Raw genomic sequence first — 23,189 nt, 5'->3', positions numbered from 1 at the left:
AGCCTCACTCCCCTGTCCTGGCGCACATCCGATTTTCCAGCCTGCCCAGCTTGTCGATCGCAAGCACGAGCTCGTCCCCATCCTTCAGCCACTCGCGCTTCTCCGGCGGGTAGCCGAAAATGACGCCTTGGGGCGTTCCCGTAAGAATGATGTCCCCCGGGCTGAGCGTCATATATTCGCTAATGTAGCTGACCAGCTCGTCGCAATAAAAGATCATGTCCGACGTATTGGAATGCTGCCGGACTTCACCGTTTAAGAGGCAGCTTAGTTCGAGGTCATTCGGATTCCCGACCTCGTCGGCCGTCACCAGGTAGGGGCCGATCGGACAGAAATGGTCCAGGCTTTTGCCGAGCAGCCATTGATTCGTCCTGAACTGCAAGTCCCTGGACGACAGGTCGTTGGCGATGCAGTAGCCGAAAACGTAATCCAGCGCCTCGTCTTTGGATACGCCGCTCGCCGTTCGGCCGATCACGATGGCCAGCTCGACTTCGTAATCGCCTTCTTTTACGTATGCGGGCAATGGAATCGACTGTCCGTGGGCGGCGACGGCATTGTTGAATTTGTTGAACAGCACGGGGAATTCGGGGATGCTCATGTTCGATTCCGCGGCATGCTCGCGATAATTCAACCCGACGCAAATGATTTTCCCCGGATTCGGCACGCAGGGCCCGAACGTCAGGTCTTCTTCGCGCAGGATGGCGCCTGTCTCGACCGCTTCGCGCACATGCGCCTCGATCCGTCCGACGACCGGTTCGCCGCCGGCGATCAGCGCCTCCATCGTCCGCGGCCAGTCCCCCGCCAGCGGAATTTCCACTACACCGTCCTTGGTCCGGACGCCCAGCCTTAATCCTTCATCCGTTGCATAAGTCATCAATTTCATTTTGCGTTTGCGCCCCCTTCTCTATCATTCACGAACGACGGGCTCTCCTAACGACACTTCGCGCCCCGACTTGCAGGAGGCGACGATCGCGTCGGCGACCTCGACGCCGTGAACGGCATCGCTAAAAGAGATCACGGCCGGCGCTTCGCCCCGTCCGATACAACGGCATATATACGTCAGCTGCTCCCGCAGGCAGCCTACCGATTGCCCATGCAGCCTGGCATGAATGTCCGTATCGGGCGTCAGTCTGCCCGTGTCGTTCCAGAACTGCAATCCCCCGTCGCTCGTCTCGAAACGGGCAGTGCCGCTCCGTCCGATCACTTCGATCGCGTCCGCGATCTCGACGCCGGCCTGGTCGGGCGTCGTCCAGCTGCTGTTCAGCACGGCCAGCGTCCCGTTCTCGAATTCGAGGTTCGCCCACAGCACTTCCGGAGCGGCGGCGCCGGGATGGCGGACGGTTCTTCCGTAAGCCTTCACGCTTCTGACGCGGCATCCGACGTACCAGATCGCCAGATCGATATCGTGGATCATTAATTCGAAGACGGTGTGCACGCGCTGAAACGTCTGGAACAAAAACTGCTCCCGCGAACGCTTCATGTACATGCTGACCGGCGCGCCGACCCGATCGGACTGCAAGGCTTCCTTGATCGCGGCATAACGCGGATCGAAGCGAAGCAGGTGCCCCGGGAACAGCAGCTTGCCGCTCGCGGCGGCCGCTTCTTGCATCGCCCTCGCCTCGTCCGGCCGGGTCGTAACCGGCTTTTCCACGATGACATGTTTGCCCGACTTCAACGCTTTAACAGTCGGTTCCAAATGCTGGCTTTCGAAGGTGACGACGCTGACGAGATCGATATCGTCGCGCCTAATCAGGTCATCGGCATTCTGGTACACGTTCGCGATGCCATAAGCCTTCCCGGCCTGCTCCAAGCGATCCGGGGAGCTGTCGCATATCGCTACGACTTCCGCCGTACCCAGCGAGCTGAACGCTTCCAGATGGCACATGCCCCATCGGCCCAAGCCGAGGATCCCCACTCTCACTTTATCCATCCCGCTCTCACACTCCTACCTATAAATTCGGCGGTACGTCGAGCCGCCCGAAGCAGGCTTGCGCCTCGGCGACGGCTCTCCACGCTTCCGTCAGCAAGACGACGCCATGCCCGGGGAACAAGCTGTCGATGCGGAGCCCGTGCAGCTTTTCCACCGTAGACGCGTATTCGAAAATGACGCAGTCCCAGACGTTTTGAATGACGACCTTGCCTCCCGCGAATACGGAGTCGCCGCCGAACAACAGCTTTCTTCCGTCTCGTTCGAGCAGAAAGGAAAGATGCCCCCGCGCATGGCCGGGCGTATCGATCGCCTTCAGCACGAGATCGCCGATCGCGATCTCGTCGTTCTCCCGCAAGCCTCTGGCTACCGAACAAGGCGGAAATTCATAATCCGCCGGATATACGCCCGCCCTGACCGCCGCGTCGATGCTCGTCTTCTCCCGGTCTCCGCTTTGGATCCAGGGCATGATTTCCTCGGAAGCCATCACCTGCATGCCGTATTGTCGCTGAAAATAAGCGGCGCCGGCCGCATGGTCGCCATGGCCGTGCGTGAGCAGCAGCACCTGGATTTGCGTCGGCGAGACGCCCAAGCGCTCGATATTCGCCGCGATCCGCTCGGGCTCCAAACCTCCGCCGGCATCGACCATCGCGTATTTGCCGTTTCCACCGTCCAGCAAATAAACGTTGCAATCCATCGGATCGCTGAGCCGAAAGCCGTATTTACCGCTGCCGACCAGATAGATGCCTTCATCGACCTGAATCATGACGGAATGTAGGCGATGCACTCGATCTCGACGCGCATGCCGGGAGGAAACTTAACGATTTCGACCGTGCTGCGTGCGGGCGGATCCGCTTGGAAAAACTGCGCGTAAACGTCGTTATATGCCGCAAAGTCGTTCAGCTCGTCAATGAAGGAAGTCACTTTGACGACATGCTCCATCGAAGTGCCCGCCGCGATCAGGATTTGCGCCATATATTCGAGCACGATTTGCGTTTGCCGCGCCATGTCTCCGGGAAACAGCACTTCGCCGGTCACGAGATCGAACGGACACGTGCCCGCTACGTAGACCATGTCGCCCAGCTTGACGGCCTGCGAATAGGAGCCGCTGGGCTTCGGCGCTTTATCGGTGCGTATGATTTCTTTCTTCATCGTCGCATGCTCTCCTCTTGTTCGATTTTGTAGCTGCAAGCCAGCTGATAATAAAATTCGGCCGCCTGCACGACCTCCGCAACGGAAACCCATTCCTGCGCGGAGTGCGCCTGCGCGATTGATCCCGGACCGTACACGATGGACGGGATCCCCTTCCAGGCCTGCAGCTTGCTTGCGTTGCTGCCGTAAGATACGCCGCGCAGAACCGGGCTCAAGGCGAGCGATTCGGCGATACGCCGCGCCGTATGGACGACCGCTGCATTGTGCGGCGTGTGGAGCGCAGGATCGAGCAGCAGCGGCTCGACCGACAGTCGAACGCCTGGAAGCGAAGCTCTGAGTTCCCGCTCGAACTCGGCCAGCACGCGCTCGGGATCTTCTCCGGGAACGATGCGCCGGTCGATCCGAATCTCGCAGGCTTCCGGCACGATATTGATCTGACTGCCTCCGCTCACCGTACTGACGACGATCGTCGGATTCCCGCATAACGCGCTGCTCGTCTGCTCCAGCTCCGGCTCACCCTTCTCTCTCACGTGCCGGACGACGTCCATCATCGCATAGATGGCATTCGTCCCCTCGTGGGGCACCGAGCTGTGGGCGGCTACGCCGAACGTCCGAACGGAAAACCGGGAGCATCCCTTGTGTTCGACCACGATGCCAAGCTCGGTCGGCTCGCCGACGACGGCGCCAGTGAGCGGCATGTCAAGCGATATAAACGCCCTAAGGCCCTGATAGGCGTACTCCTCGTCGACCGACGCGCAGAAGACGATGTCCGCGTTCAAGCGCTCCGGATGGGCGGCGCAGCGCTCCATCATATGGATCATGCCGGCCAGTGCGCCTTTCGTGTCGCAAGCGCCCCTGCCGTACATTTTGCCGTCGCGATAAATCGGCGTCAGTGCGTCGTCCATGCTCCCGATCGATACGGTGTCCATATGCGCCTCGAACAGCAGCGCGGATTCCGGCTTGCCTACCCGAAGCTCGGCGATTATATTGTCGCGGCCTTCGGCGACCGGCTGTCTGGTCACCTTTAACCCCGCTTTGCGCATGCGCGCTTCGATATAATCGGCCACGTCCCGCTCTCCGCGCGCGCCCTCTCCGTAATGCGGGTTCACGCTTTGAATGCGCACCAAATCGTCCAAGATCCGCACCGCGGGGTGAGCCTTTTCGTCGAATTCCTGCACTTCCATCTTCCTCGCTCCTCGCCCCTGCAACCGTCCGAATTTCTCCGCCTACTGTTTTACGAAATACATTTTGTCTACGTAAACCGCCTTCACGTTGGCGGCATTATCCGCCGGCCAGATATAGGCATATTGGTTATTCGTCTGGGAAGGGATAAACGAGCCGATCTTGATCGTGCGCCACAGCATATTTTCCATATTGGAGGCGGGCACGGCCGTCGTTCCGAACGGATACGACGACGTCGTCGCATCGTAGACGCCGTAAGAGAACGCATTCCCGGTCGGCGTTACGAATTTGGGCTTCCCGTTCGCGTCGAAATACAGGTCGTCGGCGTATTTGATTTTAACGACCGCGTACAGATCGTAAGTTGCGCCCGGAACGAGTTTCGTTTTATCCCAGAACCACTGGATGTCCCATCCGTTTGCGGCGACTACGGTCTTCAGCGTTGTTTTCCCGTCCGAAGCCGACACGTCCGGATTGTTTTTCGTGGCTCCGCCGAACATCGTCAGGTCGTTGTCCTGGCCGACGTATACCGTTTGGACGGTACTCTTCGTCAGCTTGAGAATCTTTCCGTCCCCCGCGGCAAAGTTTAAGGCGCTGATTTCATAACGATCCGGATACGTCGTATAGCTGACGGCCGCGCCGGTAAGGACGTTTTCGATATTCGTAATATCCATGCCGAGTTTGGCCCGATCGATCTTAATCGTGACGTTGGCGCTGTTCAAAGCGTCGTGATTGACGACGACCAGGTACTTGTCTCCGGTTGCCAGATTCTCGTGCGTCGTCACGTCCGCGCTGGGATGCGCAGCGCTTGTCGTGTTGCCGCCGCCGATCGTCGTCGCGACGTTCGCGATCCGGGTCATCGACAAAAGGGTCGGCTCGAGCGTCTTTATTTCGCTAAGCAAGGTTTGCACGGTCGTGAACTTGGGCCCCCGAACGTAATTCTCGTCGACCATGCCTTTCCACGAGCTTTCGGTTTGATAGATAAAGTACAGGAATCCCTTGGAGCCGTGGCCGATGTTCAGATACGTCATGGCCCTCGTTTCGGCCGGGATCGGATCTCTTAAGCCAGTCGGCTCATGCCCGTAGTTCTGAACGACGGTCCACCACGGCGCCTTGTTCTGAATGTCCTTTTTGGTAAGCATATGGAGGAAATCCAGATAAGGGATATAATCGATATTCGAATAGTAGGGGTGATTCATGTAATGGGTAAAATCCCCAACCGGATATCCCAGCGCCGCCCCGTAAGGATCCGTTAACAGCGTCTGCGTTTTCTGGATGTCGTAATGGAACTCCGTATATTCCGGGGCTACGTAGTCGATCAGCGCCTGATGATTGGGATCGATCGTTTCCGTTATTCGTTTGGCGTTTCTCAGGAAAATCGCATTTTCCGCGTCCAGATTCATGGGCTCGTCTTTCAAAACGTACGCGTACAGGGCCGCGTGATTTTTGATCGGAGCGATTCTGTCGTTGATCTCGTTGTATAACGCGATCTCATCGTTCTCGAGCGCCGGGTTGCTGAATGTGGCGTACGCCATCGGAAAGGCCATGACTTTAATTCCGTAAACCGCCGCCCGGTCCAACGTATCCGTATATACCGCATCCGGGCCGACCCAGTTGGCAATGCTGACCACGTTCATGTTGGCATCCTTCAAATCCTGGAAGCTGTTGTTCAAATACGAGATTCTGGCTGCGGATTGGTAAGGGATCTCGCCTCCCTCGAACCAGGTTCCCCGTGCCACGAAAGGCGCGGGCGCCACGGGCGCGCTTAACGTAACGCCGGTAATGACCTGGATATTCTTCCGGTACAATTCCCCGCTCGCATTGCTGACCACGACTTTATACATCCCGTTGGCTACGATCGCGTTGGCGTTGTTTCTGCCGTCCCACGAGATTTTCACCGTGCCGCTTTGACTCGCGCCGCTCACAAGCGTTTTGACCAGGCTGCCGTTGCTATCGACGATTTTGGCGCTGATCGTTTGCGGCGCTGCCAGGGAATACGTAATACCCGCGGTATCGTTCAGATCGTCCTGGTTGCCGGGAGAGATCTTATAAGGCTTCACGGTGATCGACTGCGCGGGATTGTCGTTGACCTGCGCTTCGCTAACCGTCACGGTGTCGATTTTAATAGAAGGAAAGTTGGATGCGTTGTTCACTTGATAGAAGCCTACGCGATAGACGTGCGTCGGATTCAGGGCGAGCGGCGCGGCATTGATCTTGATTCCGATGTAGAACTTGAATTTGTCTTGCGTTTCCGGGCTGGCCGTCGTGTAGACCTTGGGCGGCAAGACGTAAGTGCTCGTCGTCGTGTCGTACAGCAGAACGCCGAATATATCGCCGGTAGAAGCGCTCCAGTCGGATCGATCGATTTGTACGATAGCCGTAACATCGTACGTTTCGTCGGTTCGCAGCTTCGTGCCGTCAATCGGCGCCTGGACGTTCCAGTTGCTGCCGGCACCATTGTACAGAATCGCCGCGCTATTATTTGAAGCGAGCGGGCTTGCGGTCAGGACGGACGTGCCGCTCAAAATAAAGTCGCTGTCTTGAATGTCGATAGCCGCGTGCGGCCGGAGTATGATTTGATCCACGTAGATCTCGGATATTTGACTGGCGTTATTGGTTCCCGTTACGAAAAAAACAAGCTGATTGACGCCGGCATTCGGCACGAACGTTCCCGCCCTGAATTCTTTCCACGTCATATCCTGCGTCGCGCTGGCAGGCACGGCCTTTTGAGGGAGAATATAGTCGCCGTACGTGTTATCCCAAACGCCGAACTCGAATGCGTTGCCCGAAGGAGCCGCCGGAACATGGTTCACTTTTATGCGAAAAAAGACGTCGTAGGATTTCCCCGGCTGCAGGGCGCTGAAGTCCGAGCGAACGTGCGTGATATTCCAATTGACGCTCGTATTCAGCATTTTGCCGGCCGATCCGTTTAACGCGCTTGCATCGGCCACGGTGACGCCGTCGTTGTAATATTGAAACTGATTTTCCTCGACGATGAAGTCCGAGTCGGCTGCCGAGGACCTGCCGGTTCCCCAAAAAATAAAAACGGCCAGCCAAATCGTCAGGAGAACAAACGCTTTTTTCGCTTGATTCATGTCCACGACTCCTTATGATCCGGATTGGGATGCGTGCACTGCCGTTAAGCGGTTTCTCTCGCGCCGGACAAGGCGCCGATCAACCGGTCCACGTCCGCGCTGTCGTTGAAGGAGTGAATCGAAGCGCGGAACCGTCCGTCGCCCCCCCATAAATAGATGCCTTGCTTCTGAAGATACTCGGATACCGCTTCCCCCCGGTCGGAGGCGACGCATACGTTGCCGGCCCGCAGCTGCGGCTCTTGCGGCGTAATGATCGTGAAGCCCATCGCTTCGAGCTTGCCGATCAATTCATCCCCCAGCCGCAAAATATGGTTTTCGATACGTTCGATCCCGGTATCCAGCAGCAGCTTTGTCGAATAATTAAGCGCATAGATCGTCGGATAGCTCGGATAGCCGGTCTCGAACCGTTTGGCATCGTGATGGAATTCATAACTGCTCCGCCTGATCGGGGCAAACATATCCTTAACGCTGCGCCAGCCGACCGAACGCGGCATAAACGCCTCAAGCCGGGCCGGATTGACACCCAGGATTCCGATGCCATGAATGCCGAGGAGCCATTTATAGGAGCTGCACACCAGAAAATCGGTTTCGTTCATATCGACGGGCACCGCGCCCAGCGATTGCGTGGCATCGAGCAGAAGCAGCGTGTCCGTCTCCTTCAGTCGTTGGTACAACGCTCGATAATCGAGGCGCGCGCCCGACAAATAACTGACATGGCTCGTAATGACGAGCCGGGTCCGATCGTCTACCTCGGCCATAATATCGTCCGGCGTCACGCGCCAATTCGCGTGCTCCACGAACCTCACTTCGATGCCCCGGTCCTGCAGCACGAGCCACGGAAGGACGCCCGACGGAAATTCCAGCCGGTTGACGACGACATTGTCTCCGGGGCGAAACGCAACGGCGCCCGCGATCGTGGAGATGATCTCCGAAGAATTGGACAGAAAGCTGATATGATCGGGCTTTCCTCCAAGCAGAAGCGCGAGATTCGCCTTGCAGGACGCCTCGATCGCCGCATTGTTTTCCCGTCCTGCCGGTCCTTCGCTCCGCCTGGTCAAATAGTCGTTAATCGCATCCATGCTTCCCTTGAGCGGCGGCGTCTCCGCCCCGCTATAAAACCAGGCGCATTGCTCCATTCCGATAAAAAGCTGCTTGTTCAGCAAGGATTCCAACTTCTCTCACTCCCCGATCTTTGCGTTTCGCTATTTATTTGAGTTTGATCCACTTGCCTCCGCCGTCGGCGGATCGTTTCTCGGCTTCCACCAGACGAATCGAAGCCGCTACGTCGTCTCCCTGCGAGACGGACGGAACTCGCCCGTTCAGCAAGCAATCGGCCAAGTAGACGATCTCCCGGTAAAACCCCGTATCCGCAGACAGCTCCGGCGTAAAAGCAGAACCTTCTTTGGGATATACAGTCACCTTGCCTCCCGTAAACACTACGGCGGCTTCGTCGAATCCCACACGGTACGACATCTCGAACGGAATGCTCGGCGGCAGCGACCAGTCCGCCTCGGCGGATACGATCTTGCCGTCGGGGTAAACGTATTGCGCCGACAGAATGTCGTAGCCGCTGCCCGGATACACATTGCGTCCGAGCGCGGAGACGGAAGCCGGATTTCCGAACAGCCACCGGATCATGTCCGCATCGTGCACGTGAAAATCGACCAATGCCCCGCCGCTTCGCGATTCGTCCAGCAGCCAGTTCTGGTTCGACCAGACCGGCGCGCTGCTGCCCCTGTAGAAGCGCGCAGACCTGACGGCGCCCCACGCGCTCTTGTCTACGCAATCCTTCAAGTATTCGTAGGCCGGCCAGAAGCGAAGACATTGGCCAATCATCAAATGCTTGCCGCTTCTCCCCGCCGCCTCGAGCATCGCTTTGCAGCGCTTGGAATCGAGCGCCATCGGTTTTTCGCAGAGGACGTTAAATCCCTTCTTCAACACCTGAATCGCGACCGCGTCATGCAAAAACGTCGGCAGCGCGATGTCCACGTAATCGAACGATTCCGAGGCGAGCATGTCGTCCAGATTCGTGTATACACGGTATTTGGAAAAATCGTACTCGGCGTTGCCCACCCCGATATTGCCCTCGGTAAATTCGCCTTCGAACTTCTTGGGATCCGTATCGCAAATCGCTGTTACGCGAATGGGATAGTCCTCCTGCTCCAGCCGCAAATACTGGTCGAGATGCGCCCTTCCGATAAAGCCGATGCCGATAAGTCCTACCTTTAACATGCCGTCTTCCCCCTCATTCGCCGCTTTTCGAATCCGCTGCTTGCGCCCACCGATTCAGATCGGCGATCGTACTGCGGATGTCCTTCTCCTGTTGTTCCCCATGAATTTCCCGCTCGATGATCCAATCGCCGGCAAATCCAAGCTCCGTCAGCTTTCCGACGAACTCCGGAAATCTCACCCTGCCGAGTCCCGGACGCACCTCCGCCCCAAGAAGATCGCCGCTGACCGGATACAATCCGTCCTTCACGTGAATGTTGCGTACGTAATCGCCCACCGTATCCAGCGCATCGATCGGATTGCCCTTGCCATACATAATCAGGTTGGCCGGATCGAAGTTGAGGCCGAGATTGCCCGTTCCGACGCGTTCGATCGTTCGCAACAGGACGACCGGCGTCTCCTGACCCGTCTCGAGCCAGAATTCGAGTCCCCGATCCAAGCAGTATTGCGCGACTTCACGGATCGCCTCGACGACGGCCGGATATTCGGGATCCGTCATGTTTTCCGGTATGAAGCCGCAGTGCGTAATGATCGCCGGCGCCCCGATCCGGGCGGCAAAGTCGGCCCATCGCTTCAGCGCGGCGACTCTTTCCGCCCTGTAGGCTTGCGGCACGATGCCCAAGGTGAGAGGGCCCTCTACGAAATTCCACACTTGCGGTCCGGGTACGCCAGCCCACATGGCGGCGATGCGCACGCCGGCCTTATCGGCAGCCGCCTTGACGGTAAATGCAATCTCCTCCGTCGCCTGGCTTATGTCCCAACTGACCAATTGACATACACTCAATGCGTAATGCAGGACCGGCCCGAAGCAGTCGCCCCCGTTTTCAAGCGGATTAATGATGCCGATTTTCGAATCTAGAGCTGCCATTTCCCTACCCCCGAGCTGCTTATTTGTTCAACCCTTCGTCATTCCTTCACGCTGCCAAGAACGATGCCTTTCATGAAATACTTTTGCAGAAACGGGTAAACGAGCAAAATCGGGAGCGCGCCAAGAAATATTTGAGCGGCTTTAACGGAGCGGTTCGAGATCGATTTCAGCATTTGCAGTTCCTCCGCCGTCGTCGCCTTGAAGTCGTTGTTGATAATAAGCGTCTGCAGGTAGCTTTGCAGCGGATAATTTTCCGGCCGGTTCATATAGAGCAGTCCATCGAACCAGGCATTCCAGTGGCCGACCATCGAGAACAAGAGAAGCGTAGCGATCGCAGGCAGAGAAAGCGGAAGGATAATGCTGAACAACGTGCGCAGCAGGCTGGCGCCGTCGATGAATGCGGCTTCTTCCAGTTCTCGCGGGAGGCCTCTGTAGAAGTTAAGCAGCAGCACGACGCTGAATACCGGCACCGACGATGGAACGATGAGCGCCCAAAGGGTGTCCAGCATGCCCAGATCCTTGATGACCATATAGGTGGGAATCAGCCCGCCGCCGAACAATATCGTCACGAGAAAATACCAGGCATACGCGGTACGAAACCGGAATCTGGAGGCCTCCATGGACAACGGGTAGGCTGTGATGACGATCAGCAGCATTTGAATGAGGCTTCCGAGCAGCACGCGCTGAACGGAGACGCCAAGAGATCGCAAAAACTCGGCGTTTTGCATGACGAATTCATAGGACTTCAAATTAAAGCCGATGGGCCACAACGTGACCAGCCCCGCAGACGATGCGGCATTGGAGCTGAACGATACGGCCAGCACGTGAACCAGCGGGAACATGCAGAGCAGGGACAGCAAGATCATGAACGTATAGTCGAAGCCCAGAAACAGCTTGCGGCCAAGCGATTCTTTTACCAAGAGCTCACCTCCTCGTCAGCTAAAATATTCGGTAATTGGCAAGCCTGTAGGCCAGGAAATACGCAACGGATATGAGGATTAACGAAACGAAGGACTTCATCAGGCCGATCGCGGTAGCCGGGCCGTACTGCGCGCTCAGCATCCCCATTCTGTACACCATCGTGTCGATGATATCGCCGCTCTCGTACACCTGCGGACTGTACAGGACGAAGATTTGCTCGAAGCCGGCATTTAACACTTGTCCAAGGCTGAGCGTGACCAGCAGAATAATGACGGGTCTCATTCCCGGCAGCGTAATATGCCAGGTCTGTCGCCATCTGCCCGCACCGTCCATGACGGCGGCCTCGTACAGGGCGGGAGAGATGCCGGTCAGCGCGGCCAGGTAAACGATCGTACTGAAGCCGAATTCCTTCCATTCGTTGGAGATCACGATCGTGAACGGAAACCAGTTGTTGTCCCCCAGGAAAAAAATCGGCTTGCCGCCGATCGCGGTCAGCATTTGATTGACGATGCCGGACGACGGGGACAAAATGTCGATCATAATGCCGCCCAATATCGTCCAGGACAGGAAGTGAGGCAAATAGATGAGCGTTTGTACGCCTCGCTTGATCAATGCCGAACGCATCTCGTTCAGCAGCAGGGCAACGGCGATCGGCGTCACTTGCCCGACGACAATTTTCATGCAGGCGATGAAAAGGGTATTCCACAGCACGGTGTACGTATCCGGCAGCGAAAAAATATAGCTGAAGTTATCGAAGCCCACCCATTTGGAGCCCCAGATGCCTTTCGTCGGAATATACCGTTCGAAAGCCATCAGGATGCCGGCCATCGGTATATAGTTGAAAATAAAGACGATCGCGGCTGCCGGCAGCAGCAGCAGGTGAAGCGGCAGCTCGCGTTTCCATGATTTTTTCAGCATTGCGATCCCTCGTTTCGCCCCGTTCGTAAAATGCCAGAAGAGAAAACTTGCTCCTCTGGCATTTCGTCGCGCTGTCGCGCTATTGGTTAGCCGTATACCACTCGTTAATCGCTTTTGTGACGTCGTCTCCGCCCTGCTTCTTCCAATTCGTCACGAACTTGTCGAACGACTCGATCGGTTCGTTGCCGGTGATGATCTTCGTGAATGCGTCCAGCTCCAGCTTGGTCAGGTTGACGCCCTTGTCCACCATCACTTGAAGCGGTGCCGCAATAAATTCGTTTTGCACGTAAAGATTTTCATTGATATAGTGATCCGCCACGCCCATGGAGCCGCCTTCGCCGTAAATCAGATTTTGACCCCAGAACTGGTTGTCGCCGGCTTTGTACTTCTCGATCATGCCTAAAATATCTCTTACGCCAGGAGGCACCGTGGATTTGTCGGCCTTGCCCGACAAGACGTCGTTGACGAGCAGATAGAAGTCCCGGTTCCGGGTCGGCATATAGAGCTTGGCCGGAGATTCCATCCAGATCGTATCGTTGTCCGCGTTGCTCACGAACTTTTGATGCGTCTCGTCGCTGTTGTTGAAGTAGAAGTTCGCCAGCCATTGCTCCTGGATTCGCAGCAACGCTTCCGGATGCTTGAAGCCCTTCTTCACGACCCAGAATCCGTGGAAAATATCGAGCTCCGTTTGGAACTTGCCCGGCTGATCGTCGTAGGCCGGCAGCGGGAACATCTTCCACTCCACATTCGGGTCGTTATCCTTGCTGCCCTGCAGCGGATACGCGCCCGCCGTGCCGGCCGAGTAGAACATGCCGACCCTGTTGGCGGTTACGTCTTCGAACAGCTTCGTTACGTCTTTGACTACGAATTCCTTGTCCAAAATGCCTTTCTCGTACAGATCATGCAGCTTGATCAGCGATTCTTTCATAGCAGGCTGCGTACTGCTGTAAACCAGTTTGCCGTCCGCGTCTTTCGTCCAGATCGATTTGTAGGCGTGCAGCATGTTCATAAACGGAGCCGTCATGGCCAGATCCTTGTCGAGCCCCAGGCCGATCGTGTCCTTCTTGTTGTTGCCATCCGGATCCTTGTTGGCGAAAGCATCGGCGATTGTCATGAAGTCTTCAAACGTCTTGGGTTCTGGTAAGCCAAGCTTCTTGATCCAGTCCATGCGCACCCATAAACCATTGACGCTCTCGCGCAGAACGCCCGTAAACGGGATACCCATCAATTTGCCGTCGATCGTCGCGGCTTTTCTCGGGTATTCGCCCGCGGCATCCTGCACCTTGCGCACCAGTTCCGGCGCGTATTTATTGTAAACGTCGGTCAAATCCTCGATCATGTCGGCTTCGTACAGTTGTTTGAGCTGGGTAGGGCTGGCGAGGAAGAAATCCGGAATGTCGCCCGAGGCGATCATCAAATCCGTTTTTTGAGGATATTGGGCGTAGGGGACTTCCCAGACGTTTTTGGCGACGATGCCGTATTCGTCCTTCAGCATGCGCGTCCAGTTGTTGTTGTTCACGTCGTCGCCTTTGTCGTATTTCAGCGTGGCGAACTGATAGCTGACATAGCTCATCTCGACCGGGGGATCGAACTTGGCCGGTAAGCCGGCCGAAGCCGTTTCGCTTGAAGCATTACTTGCTGTCGCGGTCGCCGAGCTCTCGCTAGAGCCTGTGCTTGCGGACGACGACTTGCCCGCCTCGTTCGACGGCGCGTTGTTGCTGCAGGCAGGCAGCAGGGCGGAGATTGCGAGCATGGATGATAGCGTTATCATAGTACCGAACCGTTTCATGGACATCCTCCTCGTAATTACGCATTTGAATGGCATGGCTCTCATCGGAAAATCTCTCTTGGTACGCTCATCTCCTATTAAAGCGTCTCTCTGACCCAACGTCCCCCATTCGTTAAATTTAAAATATAATAAATTATATATAATATTTAATATGTATTTGTCAACCAATTAAACGAAATCTCCCGTTTCTTTGGTACCGCTTACAAAAAAACGCCAAAACGCCGAAGCGGCAAGCCAAAAGCCCTGCCGCTACGGATGCCCATTTATATATCCATCTTCTCTTCAGGCCACAATTCCAAAATGCTCGTACGATCCGCGGAACCGTTGTTCTGCAGCGTTTGGATACACTCTTTGAAGGACCGGTGGATATGCCTTCTCATCACCTTTTCCGACTCGTCGGGATCGCCTTTTTGAAGCGCGTCGATCAGCTCCTTATGCTCGTCGTATTCCTTCTGCTTCGTCGACTTCATGCCGATGATCCGGTTAGCCAGCTCGATCTGGAAAGAAATCGAATCGTAAATTTGAATCAGCCTGGAATGGCGCGAGAACTGAATGATGCTCTGGTGGAGGTTCAACGATTCTTTAAGCAGCGAGTCTACTTCAGGATCTTTGAGCTTCTCGCCCATCTCCGCGTAAAGTTGCACGAGGAGCTGAAGCTGTTCCTTTGTCGCGTTTAACGTCGTCAGCCGCATCGCCAAGCCCTCCAGGGAAGCGCGCAGCGAATAAATTTCAAAAATATCTTTTTCTTCCATGTCCTTCACAATCGGCCCCCGGTTCGGGACAATGTTGATGATCCCCTCTCCCGATAGCAATCGCACGGCTTCGCGAACCGGCGTTTGGCTGATTCCCAGTTCCTTGGCGACCTTCGTTTCGACGATTCTGTCTCCCGGATTGAGTTCTCCGTTCAGAATTTGCTGCTTAATGAGCGTAGCTAGATCTTGGCTCATGCTTTTCTTTTCCAAAAAAGACTGCTTCGTTATATTGTTCATCCTTGTCCCGCTCTCTACAGTATAAATTTAATATTATATATTATATCACAGTGAATCGCTGTTAACTCCCTCTTCTTGCGCCGGAGTTATCTTTACATTCCCTTCATATTGGTTGTGCTATCGTTGACTTCGGAAGACACAATCCCCAATTGAAAGGATGTTGGACGATGAAAGCATTACGAAGATGGAGCTTGGCCGCACTCGCCGTTTGTCTTGCCGTCTCACTATTCGGGGTTTCCGCTAGCGCAAGCACAGGCAAGGACACGGAGAAAAAGAAGAAGGATGCAGCCCGAACGTTCTTCAACGTCATGGATTACGGGGCGAAGGGCGACGGAACGACGAACGATCGACAAGCGATTCAAGACGCGATCACGGCGGCCGGCGTAAAAGGCGGCACCGTATACATTCCCGGCGGCGACTACCTGATCAATGGCACCGGAACCGAGCTGCTCCTCATTACGCGCCCCATTCATATTTTGGGAGACGGATTTTTTAGCCGCCTGGTCGTTGCCGCCACCGTTCCGAATACGACCGATGTCATCCGAATTTCGCCGGAGCTTGGCATCGGCTGGCAATTCGGCATCGATTCCATCAACATTATTCCCCAGGAAGGCAGCAAACCTGCCCGACACGCGCTGAATATCGACATCTCCACCTATCCACAATTCATGTCCAAGCTGCTTCTGCAGAACAATTACTTCTGGCAACTGGGCGGCAATGCCGTTAAGCTGACCAACCCCAAAGGCGACCCGAGCTTGTTCACTTCTTCCTTCGAGAATAACGTCTTCTACGGCGGGTTGTCGCTGCTGAACGCAGGCGATTCGATCAACATCCTGGGCAATACGATTACCGGGGACAACATCGGCGTCGAATTAAGCCAGGTGGTCGGCGCTGCCAAAGTCGTCGTCGCGTTCAACAATATAACGGCCGCCGGCGGAGCCATCCGCGTGACGGAAGGCAATCAGGTCAAGATTTTGTACAACCAAATCGAACAAAACGTGCCGCACACCAGCGCGCATCAAGCCGCCATCTCCTTGGACGGCGAAGTCAATCCTGTCGTGTTCTCCCAGATCGTAGGCAACAACGTAAACGGCTGGGGATATGCGGGACATGTGGATTATGCGATTAAAATCGGGAATGCCGTCAGCACGAAAATAAGCGGCAACACGTTGGCCACCGGCACGATAGGCACGATCAAGCTGGAGCCCGATGCGACGCTCACCGAGATCGGTTACGACAACCAGTTCCTGGGCAGCACCGGATTTATCGCCCGCGCAGACGCGATCGACGACGACGGCGTTACGACGCTGGGCGTGGAGAAGCCGGCGACGCTGTCGAACGGTTGGACGGATTACGACCCAACCGACTTCGGGCAAGCCTCCTTCAGCCGCGACATGAACGGTAAAGTGAGTTTGGACGGCTTGATCAAGGACGGCAGCGCAACTGCGGGCAGCGTCATCTTCCAGCTTCCCGAAGGCTACCGGCCTGCAAAAGCCCGTAAATTCATCGTAAGCACGCTCGAAGGCGGCGTCGCGCAAATCGGCGAGATTCAAGTTCTCGCGACGGGCCAAGTGCTGTTCATGAGCGGCGGCAACGACTATCTGTCGTTAAACGGCGTCAGCTTCCTCGTCGAATAGCGGGCGGTTCCACGCCAGCAAGCCCTTCAGGCAAACGCCTGAAGGGCTTGCTTTCCTTTGTCCTTATACCGCGCTTTCGTTAATATCGTCTTTCGACAGGCCTAATTTATATCCCCGGCCTCTTACGGTCAGCACGATTTCGGGCTCCCTTGGATTCGCCTCCAATTTTCTGCGAATATTTTTAATATGCACGTCAATCGATCGGGTATCCACTTCACTGCGATAGCCCAGAATGTGGCGCATCAACTCGGAGCGCGTCAATATCCGGTTCATGCCCTCGCAGATCGTCGTCAGCAGCGCATATTCCGTGTTGGTCAGCATCACTTGCCGCCCATCGATTCCTACATTCGACTTTCGATAGTCGATCACCAGCCGGCCGCGACCATAACTTGCGTAATGCGAGACCTGATTCATGTAAATCGCGGAACGTCTGTAAGCCGCGTGAGCCTTTGCTACGAGCTCGTCGGGGTTTACCGGGGACAGCAAGTAGGCGTCCGCGCCTTGATACAGAACGCTGAGCGCGCTTGCGTCGGACATGAGCGGCAGGACAACGATAATCGGAACGTGGGAGCGCTCCCTGATTTTCTGGCACAAATTTTCAGCGCATGCCGAATCCGCCTTTAGTTTAAGAATGGCAAGATCCGGCGGCTCGTCTTCGAATAGGCGCATGCCATGCGGTCCCCAGTTCACGGCGATCGTGCGCCAGCCGTCCTTGCAAAGACTTTGTTCGGCCAAATGGCTTTCCCACGCTTCTTCTTTAATAATTAATACCGTCTTTGTCCGTTTCACAGTATCCGATCCTTTGCTCAAGAATAGCGAATAACAATGACGTCAAGCGAGACGGGGATGCTCCATCTTAATGAAGTAACTGGGCTTACTATGGGATTAGAAGGATCTTTCCGCTGGTGACTTGCCCTGCAACTAATTGTTTAAAGGCTTGGAACCCTTCGGAAAGCGGGCGAATCTCCGTCCAGTCTGCCTCCGTTATTTTTCCGGCGGTCAATAAGTCCACCGCATCCTGGAAATCCTGGCGCGAGTAACAGAAGGAACCCAGAATCTCGATTTCATGACGGATGGCATAATTGATCGGCAGTATCGTCTCATCGATTCCAAGCCCGATATTCATCAAGGTTCCGCCGGGATTGAGCAGCCGAATGGCCGCTTCTCTGGACGGTTGAAAACCTGCAGCGTCGATGACGACATCGACCCCTTTCGAACCGAACGCAAGCTCCGCCTTCGCTTCCAGCTTGTCCTCGCGGGCGTTGACTGTCTCTTCGATGCCGATCTTCCGGCACATCGCGAGCCGATCCGGGTTGGTATCGACCACCATCACCTTGGCCGCCCCCAGCAGCGAAGCCGTCATCGCGCTAAGCAAACCGATGCCGCCGGCGCCGAATACGACGACATTGGGGATGGGATGGCGCTCCATCGCCCTGCGGGTCGCGCGAAGCGAACAAGCAAGCGGCTCCGCGAGCGCCGCGCGATGCGCGCTTATCGAATCTGGCACTTCGACGACCGACGCGGCGGGCACGATTACCCGCTCCGCAAACGCGCCGGGGCGATGAATGCCGATAATATTCCGGCTGTCGCACAAGTGAGTCGCTCCTTTGCGGCATCGCGCGCATTTCCCGCAAAAGAGCAGCGGATTCGCCACGATTTTTTTGCCGATCAGCGCTTCATCCGCTTGGCTCCCTACGCGCTCCACCACGCCGCAAAACTCATGCCCCATAATCAAAGGGGGCTTGCGAAGACTGTTATGACCGAGAAAACCTTCGATCTCCGAGCCGCAAATGCCCACCGCCACCACACGTGCGAGAACTTCATGCGCTTGTGGTACCGGGAGCTCTATGTCTTCCCATGCCATTTGTTCTGCTGCGGTCCAAACTAAAGCCTTCATGGTTCTCCTCCTTCTTCAATCAGCGTGATAATTATGTATTATATATAATGAACATGAACAGTTCAATAAAATATATTATATATTATATTTTAATAATGCTACTGTCGGATTGTCGCTGGATCGCTGCAAGTGCGCCCGAGCTTAAGAAAAGCGGTCTCCGGCTGGAGCGCCGAAGACCGCCTGTTCGTTAACATGTTTTCGTCGGATCGAGCGAACGTGCCGCCGACGAGTATGTTCGAAGCCGCGTTTCGTTAGAAAAACCGCAGCTCGAAGCTGCCCGCCGCGTCTTCGACGATCACGTGAAGCTGCTGTGATTCGGCATCGTATGTCCATTCGCGCAGCGAGGCGCCCGAAGCGGTCGCCTGCGCAGGCGACGAAGGCATCTGCCGCACGACGATCCGGAGCGTCTGCTTAGCTGCGTCCTTGCTCGCCTCTTCCGTCTCGCGGTCGTGCAGCGAGCCGTCGTGCGCCAGCTCGCAGCGCAGCGTGCCCGCGCCGTTTTGCTCCAACCATCTGAATTCGCGAAGCCGGTACGCCCCTTGCTCGTACGCATACGTGCTGCCGTCGTCTTCATACAGACGGAATTGTCCTTCTCCTCCCGCGTAAACGTTCAGCGTGAGCGGCTCTGACTGCGCGGCTGCGTCGTCCGCATACATGGCAAGCGGCTGCTCGGCCAGGATCCCTCCCGCGCGGACGAACATCGGCATCGTCTCAAGCGGCGCGGAGGCCAGGATCCAGCGGCCGCCTTCGTGACGCTCGCCCGTCCAGTAGTCGAACCAGACGCCCGCCGGCAAATAGACGGCGCGCGAGAACGTGCCCGGACGCAGGATCGGCGCGATCAGCAGGTCCGGCCCGAAGAGGAACTGGTCGCACAGGTTGTAGACGGTCGCGTCGTCCGGGTATTCCATGAGCAGCGACCGCACGATCGGGAGGCCCGATATGGACGTCTCGTAGAACAACGCGTACAGCGTCGGCAGGAGCCGGTACCGCAGACCGATATAGCTGCGACAGATGTCTTCTACCTTTTCACCGAACAGCCACGGTTCTTGCCGGATCGTATCGATGGCGCTGTGATTGCGGCAAAACGGGGTGAACGCGCCTACCTGCGTCCAGCGCGCCAGCAGCTCGCCCGTCGTATGATGCGAGAAGCCGCCGATATCGGGTCCCGCGAACGCGACGCCAGACAGGCCCAGATTGAGCACCATCGGAATGCTCATTGCGAGATGCTCCCAATATGCCCGGTTATCGCCGGTCCACACCGTCGCATAACGCTGGATGCCGGTATAGCCCGCACGCGTCAGCACGAAAGGCCGTTCGCCTTGCAGATGGCGCTTCATGCCTTCATGCGTAGCCTTCGACATGAGCATGCCGTATAGATTGTGCCATTCGCCATGCGTCTTGGGGCTGCCGTTGTTCGCGTGGACGACGTCCAGATCCATCGTTTTCGATTCGCAGAAGACGGACGGCTCGTTCATGTCGTTCCAGATGCCCTTGATGCCGTGTTCGACATAATGGACGTGAAGGTCGCCCCACCATGTCGACGCGCGGTCGTCGGTAAAGTCCGGGAAAGCGCTCGGGCCCGGCCACACCGGTCCGATAAAAATCTCTCCCTCCAGCTTCCGGCAAAAGTAACCGTTCTGAACGCCTTCGCGGTAAGGCCGGTAACTCGGATCCTTTTTGACGCCCGGATCGACGATCGGAACGAGGTTGAAGCCCATTACTGTGAGCTCCCGCATCATCTCCTTCGCCCGCGGAAACGCGACGGGATCCCAGGTGAATACGCGGTACTCGTCCATATAATGAATGTCCAGGTAGAGGACATCACAAGGTATCTTTTTCTCCCGGAACGTCCTGGCTACCTTCAGCACTTCCTCTTGATTCATGTAGCTGTAGCGGGACTGCTGATAGCCGATCGCCCACTTCGGCGGCAGCGGCGTGCGGCCGGTCAGGCCGGCAAGCCTCGAGACGACGTCTTTAAGCGTCGGGCCGGCAAGCACATACAGGTCCAGCGCGCCCGTCTCCGCCGAGATCAGATAACGGTCGTTGCGAGTGCGCATGTCGAAGGCCGTGCGGCCCGGATTGTCCAGCAGTACGCCGTAAGCGGGGCGATCGTACCGGAAATGGATGCTCCACGGAATCGATTGATACAGAGCTTCGATATCCGGCACGTGCGGATCGTAGACGTCGCTGTTCCACATTTCGTACCGCTCGCCCTTTTTATCGAGAAAACCCGTCTTTTCCCCCAGGCCGTAAAAGTGGGAACTCTCCTCCATCGCCAGCGCGATCGTTTGCGAGCGTTTGCCGTTCCATTCGATGCCGAGCACGCTGGCGAGCGGCCGGTTATCGCCGTCGAATAGCTGGATGCCGAACGGAGCCTTGGCGACGACAGCCCGCAGGCCTGCGGCCCTGAACGTGTAAGCGCTCGCGTCTTCGGTCAGTGCGATTCCGCCGGTCGGCGCTTGAGGTAGAATCGCAGGCGTCGCGTCCAGCAATGGGTCTCCTTCGCCAATCAACAACTTCAGCCTTAAAATGCCCTCCGCGACGCCAACCAGGGCAAGACTCGCATTTTCTCCACGGAATACGACGCCTTGCTCGCCAAGCGGCTCGGCAGCGGTCAGCTTGCCAATGCGCACAAGCGCCGGCTTGTCCGCGTCCCCCTCCGTCGCTACGTTATCGGGATGAATCTCTTCGCTATTCAACATGCTCATGACACCTCTATCTCTCTAAGATGAATTCATCATATCAAGAGCCGTATTGAACTGATATTACCCAGGCTACGCAATGTATGTGCAGGATTACGGAATTGAGTGATTGAACGTGCTCACTTTCTTCACTGATCCCCTGCTCCCCGCACCTCTCTGCCGCAGAAGTCCCAGTTAGAAACTAACTCGGATCCCCTCCGTACCTCATCGCCTCAGAAGTCCCGGATAGGAACTAATCAGCCTGCTCCCCATGCCCCTCTGCCACAGAAGTCCCGGTTAGAAACAAACTCGGATCCCCTCCACGCCTCACCGCCGCAGAAGTCCCGGATAGGAACTAATCAGCCTGCTCCCCATGCCCCTCTGCCACAGAAGTCCCGGTTAGAAACTAACTCGGATCCCCTCCACGCCTCACCGCCGCAGAAGTCCCGGATAGGAACTAATCAGCCTGCTCACCGCACCTCTCTGCCGCAGAAGTCCCAGTTAGAAACTAACTCGGGGCCCCTACGCGCCTCACCGCCGCAGAAGTCCCGGATAGGAACTAATCAGCCTGCTCCCCGCACCTCTCTGCCGCAGAAGTCCCAGTTAGAAACTAACTCGGGGCCCCTTTGCGCCTCACCGCCGCAGAAGTCCCGGATAGGAACTAATCAGCCTGCTCCCCGCACCTCTCTGCCGCAGAAGTCCCGGTTAGAAACTAACTCGGATCCCCTCCACGCCTCAACGCCGCAGAAGTCCCAGTTAGAAACTAACTCGGGGCCCCTTTGCGCCTCACCGCCTCAGAAGTCCCGGATAGGAACTAATCAGCCTGCTCTTCGTGCCACTTGCGCGCCAAGTCTTGATAGGAATCCCCTCTTGTCTACTTCTTTAAAGTCATGTAAGCTAAAAACATCAGCAAGTTTACAGCCTGAAGCACAGGCCGTCTGCTCCGAAGTTATTCGGACAGGCGGCCTTTTTATTTTGTTACCCGAGGGAGGCACTAATTATGGGAGACCGTTTATTTGAGGCAGCTTACCAAGAAATGATGGCACGGGCGATTCGCAACAGCAAAGGCGAGCGCAAAAGAAGATTGAAGGATGTCGACAGATTCAATGAAAAGTTGGCGCTTGAAAACGTATGGTGGCCAGCCGTGGGCAATCTCGATTATATCCATCCCGAATACGAAGTGGCTGACTACAATGGAGTCATTCGATTCGTTGACAATGCCTATGTACCGCCAGGCGCTTATAGAGGAATGTTTGTGGAGTCGGACGCTTACGGAACTCATTACAGAGATGTTAACCGATATCGGTTCGCGGATAATCTGGAGCGGCAAAATCTCCTCCTCATCGATGGCTGGCACATTCTTCGATTTAGTAGAGACGATATGCTGGAGAGACCTAAGCGCTGTCAGCAAACATTGTTAGTAGCAATGTCAGCTTGGGGATATGGCAACTCTGGAGCGCCTCCTATGGAAATAAGCCTGCATGAACGTGCCATTTTGCACTGGTGCGGCAAGCAAAGAAGCACCATCAAGATTAAAGAGGTTATGTCCGCGCTCAAAATAGGCCATCAAGCAGCCTTCATAGGATTGCAGGCGCTGGACGCCAAAGGATTCGTTAAATCGAATCTATCGCCAAGTGGACGGATTACGAGTTACGCTGTGCTGCCGAGATTGTATAAACATCAAATGTGACCAGGAACTCAACGGAGGTACGACAGTGGAGCGATTATTTTATTCCTAACCAAGACTTCAGCGGTGGTACGTCAACGCAAGATGGCTAGTTTGTTCCTAACTGAGACTTCGACGGTGGTACTACAATACATGAGACCTGGTTTGTTCCTAACCGAGACTTCTGCGGCGAAGCGCCGGGGCGAGTTGGATCGTTGTTCTTAACCGAGAATATTTCGCCTAA

At 56.0% G+C, this 23,189-nt stretch carries 18 protein-coding genes; 2 read left to right on the top strand and 16 right to left on the bottom strand.

Features of this window, described 5'->3' with window-relative positions; all coding sequences use genetic code 11:
* Nucleotides 1-4 precede the first annotated feature (4 nt).
* The 13 genes from KVT38_RS00415 to KVT38_RS00355 all read right to left on the bottom strand — a co-directional run bounded on the left by KVT38_RS00415 (nt 5) and on the right by KVT38_RS00355 (nt 15,022).
* On the bottom strand, nt 5-880 hold the full coding sequence (locus KVT38_RS00415) for a fumarylacetoacetate hydrolase family protein (RefSeq protein WP_217591701.1): 876 nt from the start codon (nt 878-880) through the stop codon (nt 5-7).
* Nucleotides 881-904: 24 nt separating this feature from the next.
* Nucleotides 905-1,927 (bottom strand): Gfo/Idh/MocA family protein, encoded by a 1,023-nt coding sequence (locus KVT38_RS00410; protein ID WP_217591700.1) that lies wholly within the window; start codon nt 1,925-1,927, stop codon nt 905-907.
* A 19-nt stretch (nt 1,928-1,946) separates the two neighbouring features.
* Nucleotides 1,947-2,711: an MBL fold metallo-hydrolase gene (locus KVT38_RS00405; RefSeq protein ID WP_217591699.1), complete on the bottom strand. Its 765-nt coding sequence runs from the start codon at nt 2,709-2,711 to the stop codon at nt 1,947-1,949.
* Nucleotides 2,687-3,076, bottom strand: coding sequence for a RidA family protein (locus KVT38_RS00400; protein WP_217591698.1), 390 nt, complete (start codon nt 3,074-3,076; stop codon nt 2,687-2,689). Before KVT38_RS00400 ends, KVT38_RS00405 begins: the two co-directional genes overlap by 25 nt.
* The gene (locus KVT38_RS00395; protein WP_217591697.1) at nt 3,073-4,260 is read right to left on the bottom strand and encodes a M20 family metallopeptidase; all 1,188 of its coding nucleotides are present in this window, start codon (nt 4,258-4,260) and stop codon (nt 3,073-3,075) included. The genes KVT38_RS00400 and KVT38_RS00395 overlap by 4 nt, the downstream gene beginning before the upstream one ends.
* A 42-nt stretch (nt 4,261-4,302) precedes the next feature.
* Entirely contained in the window at nt 4,303-7,350 is a 3,048-nt protein-coding gene (locus KVT38_RS00390; RefSeq protein WP_217591696.1) for a FlgD immunoglobulin-like domain containing protein, read from the bottom strand.
* 44 nt (nt 7,351-7,394) lie between these two features.
* A complete protein-coding gene (locus KVT38_RS00385) occupies nt 7,395-8,522 on the bottom strand; it encodes an aminotransferase class V-fold PLP-dependent enzyme (protein WP_217591695.1) in 1,128 nt (375 codons plus the stop codon).
* A gap of 34 nt (nt 8,523-8,556) precedes the next feature.
* Nucleotides 8,557-9,582, bottom strand: a complete 1,026-nt coding sequence (locus KVT38_RS00380) for a Gfo/Idh/MocA family protein (RefSeq protein WP_217591694.1) — start codon at nt 9,580-9,582, stop codon at nt 8,557-8,559.
* Nucleotides 9,583-9,595: 13 nt separating this feature from the next.
* Entirely contained in the window at nt 9,596-10,447 is an 852-nt protein-coding gene (locus KVT38_RS00375; RefSeq protein WP_217591693.1) for a sugar phosphate isomerase/epimerase family protein, read from the bottom strand.
* 38 nt (nt 10,448-10,485) lie between these two features.
* On the bottom strand, nt 10,486-11,313 hold the full coding sequence (locus KVT38_RS00370) for a carbohydrate ABC transporter permease (protein WP_217591803.1): 828 nt from the start codon (nt 11,311-11,313) through the stop codon (nt 10,486-10,488).
* Nucleotides 11,314-11,386: 73 nt separating this feature from the next.
* Nucleotides 11,387-12,286, bottom strand: coding sequence for an ABC transporter permease (locus KVT38_RS00365; RefSeq protein WP_217591692.1), 900 nt, complete (start codon nt 12,284-12,286; stop codon nt 11,387-11,389).
* Between the two features lie 79 nt (nt 12,287-12,365).
* Nucleotides 12,366-14,075 carry an extracellular solute-binding protein gene (locus KVT38_RS00360; protein ID WP_217591691.1) on the bottom strand — a complete coding sequence of 570 codons (1,710 nt, stop codon included), beginning with the start codon at nt 14,073-14,075 and terminating at the stop codon, nt 12,366-12,368.
* 263 nt (nt 14,076-14,338) lie between these two features.
* Complete coding sequence (locus KVT38_RS00355) at nt 14,339-15,022, bottom strand: GntR family transcriptional regulator (RefSeq protein WP_217591690.1); 684 nt, start codon at nt 15,020-15,022, stop codon at nt 14,339-14,341.
* Nucleotides 15,023-15,231: 209 nt separating this feature from the next.
* On the opposite strand from KVT38_RS00355, the gene KVT38_RS00350 reads away from it, so the two are divergent.
* A complete protein-coding gene (locus KVT38_RS00350) occupies nt 15,232-16,701 on the top strand; it encodes a glycoside hydrolase family 55 protein (protein ID WP_217591689.1) in 1,470 nt (489 codons plus the stop codon).
* 63 nt (nt 16,702-16,764) lie between these two features.
* On the opposite strand, the gene KVT38_RS35475 is transcribed toward KVT38_RS00350, so the two are convergent.
* The 3 genes from KVT38_RS35475 to KVT38_RS00335 form a co-directional block, all read right to left on the bottom strand.
* Nucleotides 16,765-17,490 carry a winged helix-turn-helix domain-containing protein gene (locus KVT38_RS35475; protein ID WP_217591688.1) on the bottom strand — a complete coding sequence of 242 codons (726 nt, stop codon included), beginning with the start codon at nt 17,488-17,490 and terminating at the stop codon, nt 16,765-16,767.
* Between the two features lie 88 nt (nt 17,491-17,578).
* On the bottom strand, nt 17,579-18,598 hold the full coding sequence (locus tag KVT38_RS00340; protein WP_217591687.1) for a zinc-dependent alcohol dehydrogenase: 1,020 nt from the start codon (nt 18,596-18,598) through the stop codon (nt 17,579-17,581).
* 251 nt (nt 18,599-18,849) lie between these two features.
* The gene (locus KVT38_RS00335) at nt 18,850-21,306 is read right to left on the bottom strand and encodes a glycoside hydrolase family 31 protein (protein ID WP_254638862.1); all 2,457 of its coding nucleotides are present in this window, start codon (nt 21,304-21,306) and stop codon (nt 18,850-18,852) included.
* A gap of 973 nt (nt 21,307-22,279) precedes the next feature.
* Here KVT38_RS00335 and KVT38_RS00330 point away from each other — a divergent pair.
* Entirely contained in the window at nt 22,280-22,969 is a 690-nt protein-coding gene (locus KVT38_RS00330; RefSeq protein WP_217591686.1) for a hypothetical protein, read from the top strand.
* Nucleotides 22,970-23,189 lie beyond the last annotated feature (220 nt).

This window comes from Cohnella sp. GbtcB17 (assembly GCF_019091135.1).
GTDB lineage: Bacteria > Bacillota > Bacilli > Paenibacillales > Paenibacillaceae > Cohnella.
Note: the sequence above shows the minus strand (reverse complement) of the source record. Positions and strands in the feature narration are given on the sequence as shown.

What these genes read in the sequence shown, in the direction of transcription:
- KVT38_RS00415 (WP_217591701.1), bottom strand. Translation starts at nt 880, where the DNA reads ATGAAATTGATGACTTATGCAACGGATGAAGGATTAAGGCTGGGCGTC.
- KVT38_RS00410 (WP_217591700.1), bottom strand. Translation starts at nt 1,927, where the DNA reads ATGGATAAAGTGAGAGTGGGGATCCTCGGCTTGGGCCGATGGGGCATG.
- KVT38_RS00400 (WP_217591698.1), bottom strand. Translation starts at nt 3,076, where the DNA reads ATGAAGAAAGAAATCATACGCACCGATAAAGCGCCGAAGCCCAGCGGC.
- KVT38_RS00395 (WP_217591697.1), bottom strand. Translation starts at nt 4,260, where the DNA reads ATGGAAGTGCAGGAATTCGACGAAAAGGCTCACCCCGCGGTGCGGATC.
- KVT38_RS00390 (WP_217591696.1), bottom strand. Translation starts at nt 7,350, where the DNA reads ATGAATCAAGCGAAAAAAGCGTTTGTTCTCCTGACGATTTGGCTGGCC.
- KVT38_RS00380 (WP_217591694.1), bottom strand. Translation starts at nt 9,582, where the DNA reads ATGTTAAAGGTAGGACTTATCGGCATCGGCTTTATCGGAAGGGCGCAT.
- KVT38_RS00375 (WP_217591693.1), bottom strand. Translation starts at nt 10,447, where the DNA reads ATGGCAGCTCTAGATTCGAAAATCGGCATCATTAATCCGCTTGAAAAC.
- KVT38_RS00370 (WP_217591803.1), bottom strand. Translation starts at nt 11,313, where the DNA reads ATGATCTTGCTGTCCCTGCTCTGCATGTTCCCGCTGGTTCACGTGCTG.
- KVT38_RS00365 (WP_217591692.1), bottom strand. Translation starts at nt 12,286, where the DNA reads ATGCTGAAAAAATCATGGAAACGCGAGCTGCCGCTTCACCTGCTGCTG.
- KVT38_RS00360 (WP_217591691.1), bottom strand. Translation starts at nt 14,075, where the DNA reads ATGAAACGGTTCGGTACTATGATAACGCTATCATCCATGCTCGCAATC.
- KVT38_RS00355 (WP_217591690.1), bottom strand. Translation starts at nt 15,022, where the DNA reads ATGAGCCAAGATCTAGCTACGCTCATTAAGCAGCAAATTCTGAACGGA.
- KVT38_RS00350 (WP_217591689.1), top strand. Translation starts at nt 15,232, where the DNA reads ATGAAAGCATTACGAAGATGGAGCTTGGCCGCACTCGCCGTTTGTCTT.
- KVT38_RS00340 (WP_217591687.1), bottom strand. Translation starts at nt 18,598, where the DNA reads ATGAAGGCTTTAGTTTGGACCGCAGCAGAACAAATGGCATGGGAAGAC.
- KVT38_RS00335 (WP_254638862.1), bottom strand. Translation starts at nt 21,306, where the DNA reads ATGAGCATGTTGAATAGCGAAGAGATTCATCCCGATAACGTAGCGACG.
- KVT38_RS00330 (WP_217591686.1), top strand. Translation starts at nt 22,280, where the DNA reads ATGGGAGACCGTTTATTTGAGGCAGCTTACCAAGAAATGATGGCACGG.